Origin of the sequence: Okeania sp. SIO2F5, assembly GCF_010692685.1 — a bacterium.
GTDB lineage: Bacteria > Cyanobacteriota > Cyanobacteriia > Cyanobacteriales > Microcoleaceae > Okeania > Okeania hirsuta.
The window spans coordinates 1-12,874 of record NZ_JAAHGU010000064.1 but is presented as its reverse complement, the minus strand read 5'-3'; the positions used below and the strand labels follow the sequence as shown (position 1 = coordinate 12,874).

Sequence of the window (12,874 nt, the reverse complement as noted above, 5' to 3'; positions counted from 1 at the left end):
CAATTATCGCCACATTTATCTACAAGATTATTAAAAACACCTACATTAACACTTGCTAGGAAACTTCTCTATAATTTATGGTTAGTTAAAATCTTGATACTGATTGGTGAGAACGACAGAAATAAATGCTTTTTACACGGATACCATTCCGTTAAGCTGGTGCTATGTTAAAGATATTCTTGGGTTGGAAAATTAAATATAATTTGAGAAATATTATTCATAATCAATCTATATTCCTTATTCCTTATTCCTTATTCCTTATTCCTTATTCCTTATGCTATCTTCCTGACAAAGAAAATATAGAGGCAGTCTATGTTAATATTTGTTAAAATTTGTGTTTAGATGTTTAATATAATAATAAATTTGTAATGGAGATTTCTCAGATTACATATTCTAGTGCTAACCAAGATTTAGCTACTGTTCCTAAAACTTTGCCTACTCAAATATCTGTCTGTGTATACCTATATGATGATCGATTTGCTCATTCAGTAACGAAATTACTGAGTAGCGATCGCTATCTTGTGGCACTGACTAATTCTTCCAGAGAATTTTTCCAGCTTGTTGAGGAAAATAATAACATAGATTGTCTGATATTCCAAGAATATTCTGAACTAACTTCTTTGATTGAGAAGTTACAGGATAAATCAATTTTACTACCTGCTGTAATTATCAAACAACTTAAATCTGAAAGCGATCATAAAAATCATAGTTTAGCTAATACTAATTTTACTAAATCCCAGGAACAGCATAACGATTCAAGTTTTATTTACCACGAAGCAGAAGTTTCATTATTAATTGAACAACTAAGCCAAATTGATTTTTATATTGGGCAGTCAATTCAAAAATTTCTGAAACTTTCTCTCAGTAATTCTTCAACAGATAAATCTCAAAAATCTAGTCAAATTGCCGATGAGAATACCAAAAATTCACTCAATCAACAACAACGTAGACTATCTGAAAAATTAAGAGAAAGATTAGGATACCTAGGTGTGTATTACAAAAGGAATCCCACAAATTTCATTAGAAATATGCCTCCAGAGGAGCGCCGTAAGTTTTTAGATCAACTTAATTTAGAGTATCGTCACATTGTTCTCAAATATTTTTCTAAAGATAATTCCGTCAACAATCAAATAGATGAGTTTGTCAATTTATGTTTTTTCTCAGATATTCCTGTAACACAAATTGTAGAAATTCACATGGACTTAATGGATGAATTTTCCAAACAATTACAGTTAGAAGGACGTAGTGAGGAAATATTACTAGATTACCGATTAACTCTTATAGATACAATAGCACACCTATGTGAAATGTACCGACGTTCTATTCCTAGAGAATCTTAAAAACTTGAAATTATAAAATAATAATTAACTAGCTCAATATTGTAGCACTGCAATGATACTCTAAATATTTATGAAAAGTAAGTGTAAAGTGCATAAATATATAGGTAGGCTTAAGAACTTTCAATATACATACTAGGTAAAGTATTCTTGATTGAAAATTTTATTTTACAAATAGATAATGTAGCTTTAATAAAGTTTAAAACTTTTACATTATCAAATATATTTCAATGAATAAATGAACCTTCAAATTGAACAATGGAATTGGGTAGAGGAACTGTCGAATTTGGAACCTATGGGAGTTGGGGCAATTGAGGTGGAGATTAAACTCCACCCAGATTGATTAATCTAAAGATGAGCCGTGGAATATTAAACCCAATAGTGAACAGGGGTAGACAAAGTAACTATCCCTTATTCCCTGCTAACCTCTACCTTAGGAGAACAAAAAATATAATTTTTTTTAATAGTAAAATTTAAACATAGTTAAAAACTCTGTTCATCAAGAAAAAACTCTTCAAACATCAAAAAAATCACTAGAGAATAACTATGAGTCCCCTGAAGAAAACCTACGTGTTAAAGTTGTACGTTGCTGGAAATACTCCTAATTCTGTGCGAGCGCTAAAGACACTCAAAGAAATCCTTGAGCAAGAATTTCAAGGAGTTTATGCCCTTAAAGTCATAGATGTACTAAAAAATCCTCAATTAGCAGAAGAGGATAAAATATTGGCCACACCAACTTTGTCAAAAATATTGCCCCCACCTGTGAGAAAAATAATTGGGGATCTTTCAGATAGAGAAAAGGTATTAATTGGATTAGATCTACTTTATGAGGAACTCAATGAAGACGAATTTAATCTCTAAAATGAACTTATTGATACAATTAACATAAAAAATTTTAGTATTTTGTGATATAACTATTCTGGACATAGTCGCCATTTTCATTTAGGTATGGCATTTAACGAAGTCAGAAGTCAGAAGTCAGAAGTCAGAAGTTAACCCACCCCTACTGCCTCCCAGGATGGGAAATAGGGGATTTGAGCAACTCTCCAAAAATATTTCGCCTTAAAAAGCGGGGTTCTAGACCCATATTATTTTTTTTGATCAACTTTTGCCTGAAGACAAAAGCCAGAGAGCACATTTCTCTATAATCCTACCAAAATTAAAAACGCCGTACATAATGATGCGACAATCCTGATATATGTAGATATACTTATATATTTGTGGATAGCTAAAATTTTTTTAATATTCCAAAGATAAAAATATGAATGAAAATAGTGAACCTATTAAAAGAGATGGAATAGCAACAGTAGGAGTTGAGAAGATTCGGACTATGATTGAGGGGTTCGACGACATCAGTCATGGGGGTATGCCAGTTGGCAGGACCACATTAGTAAGTGGTACATCTGGAACTGGTAAGACATTGCTTGCTATTCAGTTTCTTTATAATGGAATTATCTATTTTGATGAACCAGGAGTATTTGTAACCTTTGAAGAATCTCCCCACGATATTATTAAAAACGCCTACAGTTTTGGTTGGAATTTACAGAAATTAGTTAATGATGGGAAATTATTTATATTAGACGCTTCTCCCGATCCAGAGGGGCAAGATATAGTAGGAAATTTTGATTTATCTGCCTTAATAGAAAGAATTCAATATGCCATTCGTAAATACAAAGCAAGAAGAGTTTCTATTGATTCAGTAACTGCTGTATTTCAACAATATGATGCTGCTTCTGTAGTCAGAAGAGAAATATTTCGTTTAGTTGCCCGACTCAAACAAGTTGGTGCAACTACAATTATGACTACTGAAAGAGTAGAAGAATATGGTCCAGTAGCCAGATTTGGAGTAGAAGAATTTGTCTCGGATAATGTTGTTATAGTTCGTAATGCTCTAGAAGGCGAGCGTAGAAGGCGAACCATGGAAATCTTAAAACTTAGGGGGACAACCCACATGAAGGGGGAATATCCATTTACGATTACTAATGATGGTGTAAATATATTCCCACTAGGAGCAATGCGACTGACTCAACGTTCTTCAAATGTTAGAGTTTCCTCTGGAGATGAAGTTCTAGATAAAATGTGTGGAGGTGGTTTCTTTAAAGATTCAATCATATTAGCAACTGGAGCTACAGGTACAGGAAAAACTCTTTTAGTAAGTAAATTCTTAGAAAATGGTTGTACAAATAATGAACCTGCGATGCTTTTTGCTTATGAAGAATCTCGTGCTCAATTATTTCGTAATGCCTATTCTTGGGGTATAGATTTTGAAGAATTAGAAAAAAAGGGATTATTAAGAATCTTGTGTAGCTACCCAGAATCAGCAGGTTTAGAAGACCACTTACAAATTATTAAATCAGAAATTGCCAACTTTAAACCTTCTAGAATAGCTATTGATTCTCTATCTGCTTTAGCAAGAGGAGTAAGTAATAATGCTTTTAGACAATTTGTGATTGGGGTAACTGGTTTTGCCAAGCAAGAAGAAATAACAGGATTTTTTACTAATACGACCGATCAATTTATGGGGTCTCATTCTATTACGAATACTCATATTTCGACTATTACCGATACAATCATAATGCTACAGTATGTGGAAATTCGTGGTGAAATGTCCCGCGCTATTAATGTCTTCAAAATGCGTGGTTCATGGCATGATAAAGGAATTAGAGAATATACAATAACATCAAATGGTCCTGAGATCAAAGATTCCTTCCGTAGCTATGAAAGAATTATTAGTGGTTCTCCCACTAGAATTGTAGTTAACGAGAAAAGTGAATTATCTAGAATAATACAGGGAGTTCAAGAGAAGGTACCAGAAGAATAGGATAGAATTTCAACAATTAATAATTAACTATTAACTTTACCTTTCATTGCATTGAAAAGAAGAGGGTTTACTAAAAGGAAAAATTTTTCTTGTTTGCTGCTTGTAGAGTGACAGTCCGTGGCGTAGCTAGGCAGAAGCTTTAAACCTTGATTGTCCGGTAAAATAAAATTTGGTATGGCGATCGCCTTTGTGGAAATCAAAAGTAATAAGTACCTCAACAAATATATCCATTTTCATTTTCATTAAGAATGGGACTTTCACTTCAAAGTAGATATGCTGAAATCAGAAGTTGTCTGAAATCGTCGAAGTTGTCTAGTCCACTAAAGTAAAAACTAATATAGCCAACATTTTACAGAGACCGGCAGAAAAGGAGAAAATCAATCAAAAAGGTATAAATTAGAGTTAAATTGGAATTTCAAAAATGATTACCATAAACTTAACAAATACCTAGACTTATTTTATGGGCGGTACTGGATTTGAACCAGTGACATCCTGCTTGTAAGGCAGGCGCTCTACCGCTGAGCTAACCGCCCAACTTTTATAAGTATAACACATCTTACTAAATATGCAAGTAAAAAAAAGTATCTTTTATCTGCTAAGTTTGATAAATATATTCTGCATTTTTTGGCCTAGATTAAATCTGCTATGCCCAGTGGCCACACCCATGACCGAATAACCTTGTGGAGTTTACCCATAGTAACAAGTTTAAGCTTTGGGTTAATTCAGAGTACCCATTTAACGTTATTTATTTCTGGGGGTTTTTTGTTCAGTGGGCTAATGTTTGGCCCTGATCTGGACATTAATTCTCGGCAATTTCAACGATGGGGTTGGTTTAAGTGGCTTTGGCGACCCTACCAAACCAGTCTGAATCATCGCTCCTTTTTATCTCACGGACCGATAATTGGTACTGCAATACGATTGCTATATCTTTTAACATGGTTGGGAGTGGTGGTTGTATTTGGTTTTATTATAGATGAATTACTGGGGCTGGAATGGAGTATTTTAGCGTTTGTTGAAAGCTTGTGGCGATCGCTTTCTCTAAATTATCAAGAAGTAATTGCTTTATTAGTGGGTCTAGAACTTGGTGCAATGAGTCATTCTGTTAGTGACTGGAGTAGTTCAGCTTATAAACGTTTCAAAACTAAAGGTCTATCTAGCTTACTTCCCAAGGTCAAACCTCAGAAACACCGACGTAAGTCCACTCCCGGTAAATCAACTTCCCCAAAAGTCGTTCCTCCTAGAAGTCGTCGTACTCAGAAATAAAATTAGTTGACTCAAGAAGTTAGAAGCAGAAAATTAGCTTGAATAGTTAAGCAATATTTAGGGTTTGCTGACAGGGCAAACGCATCTAAATTCTGGAAGCTTCTGCCGTTAAGCTTTAGAGAAGTAATAAGTATAAATACTCAAAAACCTGGCATCTTTACCCTGTCAGAACTTCAAAATAAGATGCGTTTGCCCTGGGTTTGCTGAATAAATCTGAAAACGGTTGATTTGTTATTTGAATAAATGATGATAATTTGTTATGATCATTATTTATTCAACTATAAGTTGATAAGTTGAGGCGATCACTCCTTGTACAGTTCTATTTTAGATATTTGTAGTTCATTCATTTGAAAAGCGCTGTAATATCATGTCCGGTTATATACCTAAACTTTGATGAAAGGGAGACAGAGAACAGAAGTTATCAGGAAGAAGGGTTCCCTCTAATTATGACGTAATTTTATACACTAACGATGCTACCAGAGATGATATAATTTATCCAGAGCTAACCTTAACTAAGGAGAACGCGATCGCGACCTTTAATTTTAGCTTGATAAAGTGCTCGATCTGCTTCATAAATTAATGCTAATGCTTCTCGTGATCCACCCAATTGAGGTACAGTTGTGGTGAGTCCTAAACTTAAAGTTACAACTTTTGAGGTAACAGAAGCTTGATGAATAATATTTAATGACTTGACATGAGAACGAATTTGTTCAGCTACAGAAACAGCATCAATAGCATTTATCTTGGGTAAAACTATAGCAAATTCTTCTCCTCCATAACGAGCTACTAAATTTTCCTTATTTGTTTGAAGTGACATTTGAACAGCTTGATTGATTGCCAAAGCTACTTGTTTGACACATTTATCTCCAGCTTGATGACCATAAGTGTCATTGTAACCTTTAAAACAATCAATATCTGCCATGATAACGGAGATAGAGTTCTGTCCTTTAGACATTTGTAACCACTGTTAAGCTAGATATTCGTCAAATGTTCTACGATTAGCAACTTGAGTCAAGGCATCTAAAGAAGCTTGAAGCTCTAATTCTTGGTGAGCTTTCTCCAATTCTTGATAAAGTTCATGGAGTAAATTACTGGCCAATTGATGAATATGACATAGAGCTATATGCATATGATGGACATCTAAAATTCTGTAGACATAGGGTTCGATTTCAACCACAATTAGTTCATAAGCTTGGTTAGTTGCTCTTTGTCAAGTGGTACTACTAGCTTCTACAACTGTAGTATTGCCAGGCATAAGCAAAAAATCTGTATAAGCGAATTCATACAAAGTCTTTAAAGACCTTTTCAAAAATAGTTCTCGTCCAAAAGGGCAACTCAGATACTCCAAAAACCGCTGTCGGGAAATCATTCCTGAGATATGTCCCTCTTCAGTTAAGATTATTCCTGGCAATCTTGGTTCAGCTTCCAGTCTCAAAGCAGCTACTTCTCCTGATTGATTACTATCAACATAAATTTTGTACAGTTAACTCCTGAAAAGTTTTTGGCAGGGAGTTTTCAAGAGGTGTTAAGATCAAGGACTTAAAGCTAGATAAGTTAACCATAAAACTTAAATATTATTTATTTGTCGAAAGAAATTGTATATACCTAGAGAGGCTAATTATTCTAGATTACTTTAGTATATACTCACATTGTAAATATTATGTATAGTTATTTAAAAAATTAATATCGATCCCTAGGCGATTATTGAACCAAAGAAAATACTTAGGAAAAAAAGTTTAAAGAGTAAATCTAAAGTAAATATAAAGATGGCATCAACGCTGACAAATCAGTTGAATAATGCTTTCACCCTCTTTCTTAGTTTATTGGTAGAAGCAATACCATTTTTACTGTTGGGGGTGATTTTATCCGGAATATTACAGTGGTTTATTGATGAACGTAAATTAATTACATATCTGCCTAAAAACCCTCTTTTAGGAGCATTTGTAGGTAGTTTAGTTGGTTTTTTGTTCCCGGTATGTGAATGTGGTAATGTTCCGGTTGCTCGACGTTTATTACTACAAGGTGTGCCAGTTTCAGTAGCAATTGGTTTTTTATTGGCAGCTCCAACAGTAAATCCCATAGTAATCTGGGCAACTTGGACTGCTTTTAGAGACCAACCAGAAATAGTGGTGTTACGAGTGGTATTTTCTCTAGCAATAGCAACAATTATTGGTTGGGTATTCAGCGTACAAAAGGATATGCGACCGTTATTGCAAGCTACAACTGCTCGTCTATTACCTAGACCTCAACAGTCAGTTTCTCAAAAAGTTGAAACTTCTCCTCTTTTACAGTCAGGAACATTTTTTTTGGGTCAATCTAGCACATCTATGCCCCTGGAGTCTATCCCACTTTGGCAAGTAGAAGCTAGTACTATTAATCAAAGTCCACTAGGTGTGAGTAGTCAAACCACTTCTAACAAAGATATGAGTTGGAAATCTCTGTTCGTTGCACCTGATCGACAGCGACTTTTATCTTTGTTAAATAGTATGGTGCAAGAGTTACAAGACTTAGGTGGAGTGTTAGTTATTGGTAGCGCGATCGCTGCAATGATTCAGGTTGCTGCACCCCGTGAATTTATTCTGAGTCTTGGTCAGAGTCCTATTAGTTCAATTATTGCTATGCTGACTTTGGCAGCAGTGGTTTCTATTTGTTCGACTGTGGATGCTTTTTTTGCTTTGTCATTTGCTGCAACTTTTACCAGTGGTTCCCTATTAGCTTTTTTGGTTTTTGGACCGATGATTGATATCAAAGCTGTTGGTTTATTATTATCAGTATTTCGGTCGCGGGTTGTAATTTATTTAATGGTATTGGCAGCACAATTAACATTTATTATGGCTTTGATTGTGAATTTATATTTGAGTTAAATTAACTTATAGCAGGGAACAGGGAACAGGGAACAGGCAACAGTAGGAGTAGGAGTAGGAAAATTCTCTGCCTAAGCTTGATCATTAGCATAAGTAAAACATCAACAATAAAATACCAACTCGTTCCTTGCTATATTATTCACATAAGTGGGGCAATTTTAATCAAGGCAACAGGCAACAGGCAACAGTAGGAGTAGGAAAATTCTCTGTCTAAGCTTGATCATTAGCATAAGAAAACATCAACAATAAAACACCAACTCGTTCCTTGCTATATTATTCACATAAGTGGGGCAATTTTAATCAGATGAAAGTTTACAAGTCACTTTTTTCCCTACTCAAAAAATATAGTTCTTGGATAGATGCTATAGCAATTTTTGTTTGGGGTTTTGTGTTATTGCATTATTGGATGACAAGCAAGTTATACATATTAATTCATCCTCGTTATTTTGGTTTAACAGTGGGAGCTGGAATTGCTTTACTCTTATTAGGTGGATTGAAAATTTTAGAGTTATGGAGTATTAGCAAAAGTCAAAGATTTAAGAGACAATCAAAACAAGTATTAACCAGTATTGAAAATCAGCATATTAATCTTTTCCCTCCTGGTTGGAGTAGTGGTTTATTATTAATATCAGCTCTACTGGCATTGATGATTACTCCTCAAGTTTTTGCTAGTCAAACAGCATTACAAAGAGGTTTAACAGAATCTTTACCAGTGACTAGAACTCAACCTCAAGAATTTCGTAGTGGTACTAAACCAGAAAAGCGATCACTGATTGAATGGATTAGAATTTTAAATGTTTATCCAGAACCAGATGCTTATAATGAGCAAAAAGTTGAAGTAACTGGGTTTGTAATTTATCCTCCTGGATTATCTGAGCAATATTTTTGGATATCTAGATTTATTTTGACTTGTTGTGCTGCTGATGCTTATCCAGTAGGATTACCAGTTAAATTACCAGAAGGCAGAAGTCGGAGTAAATATCCTCAAGATGGTTGGTTGAAAGTTGAAGGTAAAATGATTACTGATGAGCTGAATAGTCAACGTAAACTAACAATTTCGCCATCTAAGATTGAACCAATTCCTAAGCCGAAAAATCCTTATGATTATTGAAGAAGGAAGAAGGAAGAAGTGGACGGAGACTCAAACCACAAGAAATTTTAAACACTATGTAGACGGTGGGATATTAAACTCAAAAGAAAAAGATAATATTATCTCCGCTTAATCATAGATATCACAAATAATCCTCTATAAATATTAAGAATAAGTCTTCAAACGGTAGTAAACACTATTATGATTAAGCACAATTTTCAACTCGTCCGAAACTTTTATCAAAATAATTGGGTTGCGCAACCCCACCTTTTAAGGCGAAATATTTTTTTAGGGTTGCTCAAAATCCCTGTAACAAAAATAACTTCTGATTTATGACTTCTGACTTCCTTCTTTAACTGTGGGGTATAAAGGAAAAATAAATGGTAAATTTAAGAAAAAAAATTAATCATCTATTTCGCGAAAATCAAGACATTCTTTTAGAGGAATTACGACAACCTTTGGACAGAGTTGCTATTACTTTGATTCTCGGCTTAACGGTGTTAATTTGTCTGTTATTTGTGAGTGGTGGAAGTACAACTCCAAAAGTTAAAGACTTTAGCTGGCAAGACAAAAAAATAGGAGCTGAAGATACAGCTTTTATACTAAATTTTAATCGACCCATGAACCATGCAAGTGTTGAAAAAAATTTAACAATAGAACCACCTTTACCAGGAAAAGTGAGTTGGGCGGGTCGTAGAATGGCTTATACAATTTTAGAACCTGCTCCCTATGGTAATCAGTATAAAGTGAAATTATCAGGGGCAAAAGAAAAGTTTTATGGCTTGGATCAAGGGGAGGTAATGCAGCCTTTTCAAGGTCTATTTAGAAGTCGCGATCGCGCATTTGCTTATATAGGTTTTCAAGGAGAGGAAAAAGGCAGATTAATCTTAATTAATTTAACTAAAAAGCAACGGCCTATAATACTAAGTCCGAAAAATTTAGAAGTAATGGACTTTAAATTTTTTCCCCAAGGTGAAAAGATTTTATTTTCGGCAGTTGAAAAGCAAAATGAAGTTCCGACTCTGATAGAACAACAAATATATACTGTGACAACTGGGATTAATTTTACTCCTGGAGATTCCCAATTAAAATCATTAGAAGCTGCAGGTAAAATTGAAAAAGTTCTTGATAATTTAGAATACCAAAACTTGAAATTTGATTTATCTGCTGATGGTCAAAAAATTGTCATTCAACGGGTAAATAGAAAAGATGTTTTTGATTCCGGTCCGTGGGTATTAGAATTAGAAAAAGAAGCACAACCTTTAACAAATAAAGATGGAATAATTCAAAAAGGTGGAGACTTTTTAATTACCCCAGATAGCAAAAGTTTAGTAATTTTACAAGGAGAAGGAACCTCCATTTTACCAATAAATCCAGAAACAGATTCAGAGGATTTAATATTCTTACCAAAATTTGGAACAGTATTGAATTTTGCTCCTGATGGCTCCATGGCAACCATGGTAAAATATAATCAAGATGGGACGCGATCGCTTTATATTGTGACTAATCAAGGTCAGGAGCGAGAGGTATTAAGAACTCGTCCTTATGGTAATATTCTCAGTGCAGAATTTGACCCGAATAAAAGAATTCTTTATTGTTTATTAACTCAAGTAGTAGAGAAGGAAGAAGAATATCAAGAACAACCTTATATCGCAGCATTTTATCTTAAGAGAAATTTGTTAAGACCTTTGGTTATTTTGCCAAACCAACAGGAAGTTAATATGGATTTATCACCAGATGGTTTAGCATTATTATTTGACCAAATGGTGACAATATCAAATCAAGAAGAACAAGAACAAGAAAATACAAAAAACACTAGAAAAATTAGTCGTTTATGGATGTTACCTTTAGACTCAAAAATGCCAGAAGATGATTCCCAGTGGCAACTTAAACCAGAAGAGTTGCCTCTAACTGGTATTCATCCTAAGTGGTTGCCTTAGCTATTCTATTTATATTAAGTCAGGTACATCAGTAATTTTGAAGAAAAAGTCAGAATTCAGTAGTCAGAAAAATGCGGTCGATGGAGATTCTCACCTCACCAAGCGTATTTGCAGCGTCTAGACGGTGGGGTATTAAACCCATAAGGGATAAAGATAAAGCTCAATTTAACAACTAATAATTAACAATTAATAATTATTCGGTCAGGAAGAAGGAAGAAGATTTAAAATCAAGAAAAAGTAGATATTACCTAAGTTTTTACACCAACGATACCAAAGGACATGATATTATACCAATTTGATAAATATTTGCTACAAATAACTAGGTTATTTCTTAGAATTAAACCCACCCCTAACCTCTCCCAGGAGGGGAAGTTACCGAGTCATAATTAATAGCTTTAATACTATTTATTAGGTTGTAATTTATCTTTTTCGTCCAAGGGGCATCTCCTTTAAAGCCTTTGAACTGCCCAAATTAATTCGTAACATTCTTTTTCCAAATTGGTATTATCAATTTTTTCCCTAAAGTGATACCTACTCCTGCGATATAAAATTAACCCTTATTGTTAATGTGAAAATTAACTTGTAACTCTGTACTTAACTCACCTAAATAAGTTAACAACCCATAAATAAAAACCACACATCCCATCATTTCCATTACTTCTTCTACGGTGGCTAACATTGCGTAAACTAAATTCTGCTGACCATCAATTCCATCATAGTAACTTCCGACCATTTCCATACCCAATGCACCACCCACATATAAACTAATAGCAATTAAGAAATATCGACGCAGTTGGTTTGGTAAATAGAGTATAAATTTCCAATATTTCCAGATAAAAATTACTACTAAAACTGTTCCAGGAATTACCCACACTGAATGCCATAAACTGGGAAGATTTAGAGTATCTGCTAAGTCATCAATAATCAAAATTTCATGGATACTAGCTACTTCGTCAAGTGCTAATAGAAAGAAGATAATTGAGAGAATTTGCCACTTTCGCCAGAAACGCTCAGACTGTGATTTTTTTATTGCAAAAATTCCGCGAATAATTAATCCACAAGATATTAACATTAAAGCTGAATACCAAGTTGGAATATTCATTTCCCGGTCGAGATTAAATAATCTTGTCCAGGGTTCGCGGTAATCAAAAACGTATTTACCTATTTGAATGGCGATGCTGCATATAGTTAAAAATATCACGCCAAAAGTTAAGTATTTAGCAATTTTAAAGGGAGAAATTGTGATTTGAAATTTCATTTACAGTAGTTTTGGGAGAATAGGGAATAGGGATGAAGATTATACCTCACTATCTTAAAACCCACATTCTGTGCGACAAAATGTAGTATGCAAAGATGGTAAAAGTTGAGTAAGTATTTAGACTGATAGTATGGTGTAAGAAGCGATCGCAAATCATCAGTTGCCGGAACTTACCTTACCAATAGACATCTCCAAAAATTGCCAAAGTTTCTCTATCACGCTTCGCGATATAGCTGCCGCTAGGCTCCGCCAACGCGAAGCGGAACGGAGTTTGATCGCATCTTAATCATTGCCAAGTGGT

11 protein-coding genes and 1 tRNA gene are annotated in these 12,874 nt (G+C 34.4%); 7 read left to right on the top strand and 5 right to left on the bottom strand.

Annotated features, from left to right (window positions below; genetic code table 11):
- Positions 1–368 precede the first annotated feature (368 nt).
- The 3 genes from F6K27_RS19235 (at position 369) to kaiC (ending at position 4,158) form a co-directional block, all read left to right on the top strand.
- Complete coding sequence (locus F6K27_RS19235; protein WP_124147150.1) at positions 369–1,340, top strand: circadian clock protein KaiA; 972 nt, start codon at positions 369–371, stop codon at positions 1,338–1,340.
- Positions 1,341–1,883: 543 nt separating this feature from the next.
- Positions 1,884–2,198 (top strand): circadian clock protein KaiB, encoded by a 315-nt coding sequence (gene kaiB / locus F6K27_RS19230; protein ID WP_124155262.1) that lies wholly within the window; start codon positions 1,884–1,886, stop codon positions 2,196–2,198.
- 400 nt (positions 2,199–2,598) lie between these two features.
- Positions 2,599–4,158, top strand: a complete 1,560-nt coding sequence (kaiC, locus tag F6K27_RS19225; protein ID WP_287277976.1) for a circadian clock protein KaiC — start codon at positions 2,599–2,601, stop codon at positions 4,156–4,158.
- 461 nt (positions 4,159–4,619) lie between these two features.
- Here kaiC and F6K27_RS19220 read toward each other — a convergent pair.
- A tRNA-Val gene (locus F6K27_RS19220) sits at positions 4,620–4,691 on the bottom strand.
- A 112-nt stretch (positions 4,692–4,803) separates the two neighbouring features.
- Between F6K27_RS19220 and F6K27_RS19215 the strand changes: the two genes are divergently transcribed.
- Positions 4,804–5,421: a metal-binding protein gene (locus F6K27_RS19215; RefSeq protein WP_287277974.1), complete on the top strand. Its 618-nt coding sequence runs from the start codon at positions 4,804–4,806 to the stop codon at positions 5,419–5,421.
- 508 nt (positions 5,422–5,929) lie between these two features.
- On the opposite strand, the gene F6K27_RS19210 is transcribed toward F6K27_RS19215, so the two are convergent.
- From F6K27_RS19210 to F6K27_RS19200, 3 genes are read right to left on the bottom strand one after another with little or no spacing between them, the layout of a single operon-like run.
- Positions 5,930–6,376 carry a diguanylate cyclase gene (locus tag F6K27_RS19210; RefSeq protein ID WP_287277972.1) on the bottom strand — a complete coding sequence of 149 codons (447 nt, stop codon included), beginning with the start codon at positions 6,374–6,376 and terminating at the stop codon, positions 5,930–5,932.
- Positions 6,377–6,388: 12 nt separating this feature from the next.
- Positions 6,389–6,598: a GGDEF domain-containing protein gene (locus F6K27_RS19205; protein WP_287277970.1), complete on the bottom strand. Its 210-nt coding sequence runs from the start codon at positions 6,596–6,598 to the stop codon at positions 6,389–6,391.
- Between the two features lie 33 nt (positions 6,599–6,631).
- Complete coding sequence (locus tag F6K27_RS19200) at positions 6,632–6,856, bottom strand: hypothetical protein (RefSeq protein WP_287277968.1); 225 nt, start codon at positions 6,854–6,856, stop codon at positions 6,632–6,634.
- 331 nt (positions 6,857–7,187) lie between these two features.
- Between F6K27_RS19200 and F6K27_RS19195 the strand changes: the two genes are divergently transcribed.
- The 3 genes from F6K27_RS19195 to F6K27_RS19185 all read left to right on the top strand — a co-directional run bounded on the left by F6K27_RS19195 (position 7,188) and on the right by F6K27_RS19185 (position 11,315).
- The gene (locus F6K27_RS19195; RefSeq protein WP_287277966.1) at positions 7,188–8,285 is read left to right on the top strand and encodes a permease; all 1,098 of its coding nucleotides are present in this window, start codon (positions 7,188–7,190) and stop codon (positions 8,283–8,285) included.
- 304 nt (positions 8,286–8,589) lie between these two features.
- On the top strand, positions 8,590–9,396 hold the full coding sequence (locus tag F6K27_RS19190) for a TIGR03943 family putative permease subunit (RefSeq protein ID WP_287277964.1): 807 nt from the start codon (positions 8,590–8,592) through the stop codon (positions 9,394–9,396).
- Between the two features lie 359 nt (positions 9,397–9,755).
- Positions 9,756–11,315: a hypothetical protein gene (locus F6K27_RS19185; RefSeq protein WP_287277962.1), complete on the top strand. Its 1,560-nt coding sequence runs from the start codon at positions 9,756–9,758 to the stop codon at positions 11,313–11,315.
- A 550-nt stretch (positions 11,316–11,865) separates the two neighbouring features.
- Here the strand turns inward: F6K27_RS19185 and F6K27_RS19180 are convergent.
- Positions 11,866–12,573 carry a hypothetical protein gene (locus F6K27_RS19180; RefSeq protein WP_287277960.1) on the bottom strand — a complete coding sequence of 236 codons (708 nt, stop codon included), beginning with the start codon at positions 12,571–12,573 and terminating at the stop codon, positions 11,866–11,868.
- Positions 12,574–12,874 lie beyond the last annotated feature (301 nt).

Excerpts from the sequence above, each read along its gene's own strand:
- F6K27_RS19215 (WP_287277974.1), top strand. The coding sequence starts at position 4,804 with ATGCCCAGTGGCCACACCCATGACCGAATAACCTTGTGGAGTTTACCC.
- F6K27_RS19235 (WP_124147150.1), top strand. The coding sequence starts at position 369 with ATGGAGATTTCTCAGATTACATATTCTAGTGCTAACCAAGATTTAGCT.
- kaiB (WP_124155262.1), top strand. The coding sequence starts at position 1,884 with ATGAGTCCCCTGAAGAAAACCTACGTGTTAAAGTTGTACGTTGCTGGA.
- F6K27_RS19190 (WP_287277964.1), top strand. The coding sequence starts at position 8,590 with ATGAAAGTTTACAAGTCACTTTTTTCCCTACTCAAAAAATATAGTTCT.
- F6K27_RS19185 (WP_287277962.1), top strand. The coding sequence starts at position 9,756 with ATGGTAAATTTAAGAAAAAAAATTAATCATCTATTTCGCGAAAATCAA.
- F6K27_RS19195 (WP_287277966.1), top strand. The coding sequence starts at position 7,188 with ATGGCATCAACGCTGACAAATCAGTTGAATAATGCTTTCACCCTCTTT.
- kaiC (WP_287277976.1), top strand. The coding sequence starts at position 2,599 with ATGAATGAAAATAGTGAACCTATTAAAAGAGATGGAATAGCAACAGTA.
- F6K27_RS19210 (WP_287277972.1), bottom strand. The coding sequence starts at position 6,376 with ATGTCTAAAGGACAGAACTCTATCTCCGTTATCATGGCAGATATTGAT.
- F6K27_RS19180 (WP_287277960.1), bottom strand. The coding sequence starts at position 12,573 with ATGAAATTTCAAATCACAATTTCTCCCTTTAAAATTGCTAAATACTTA.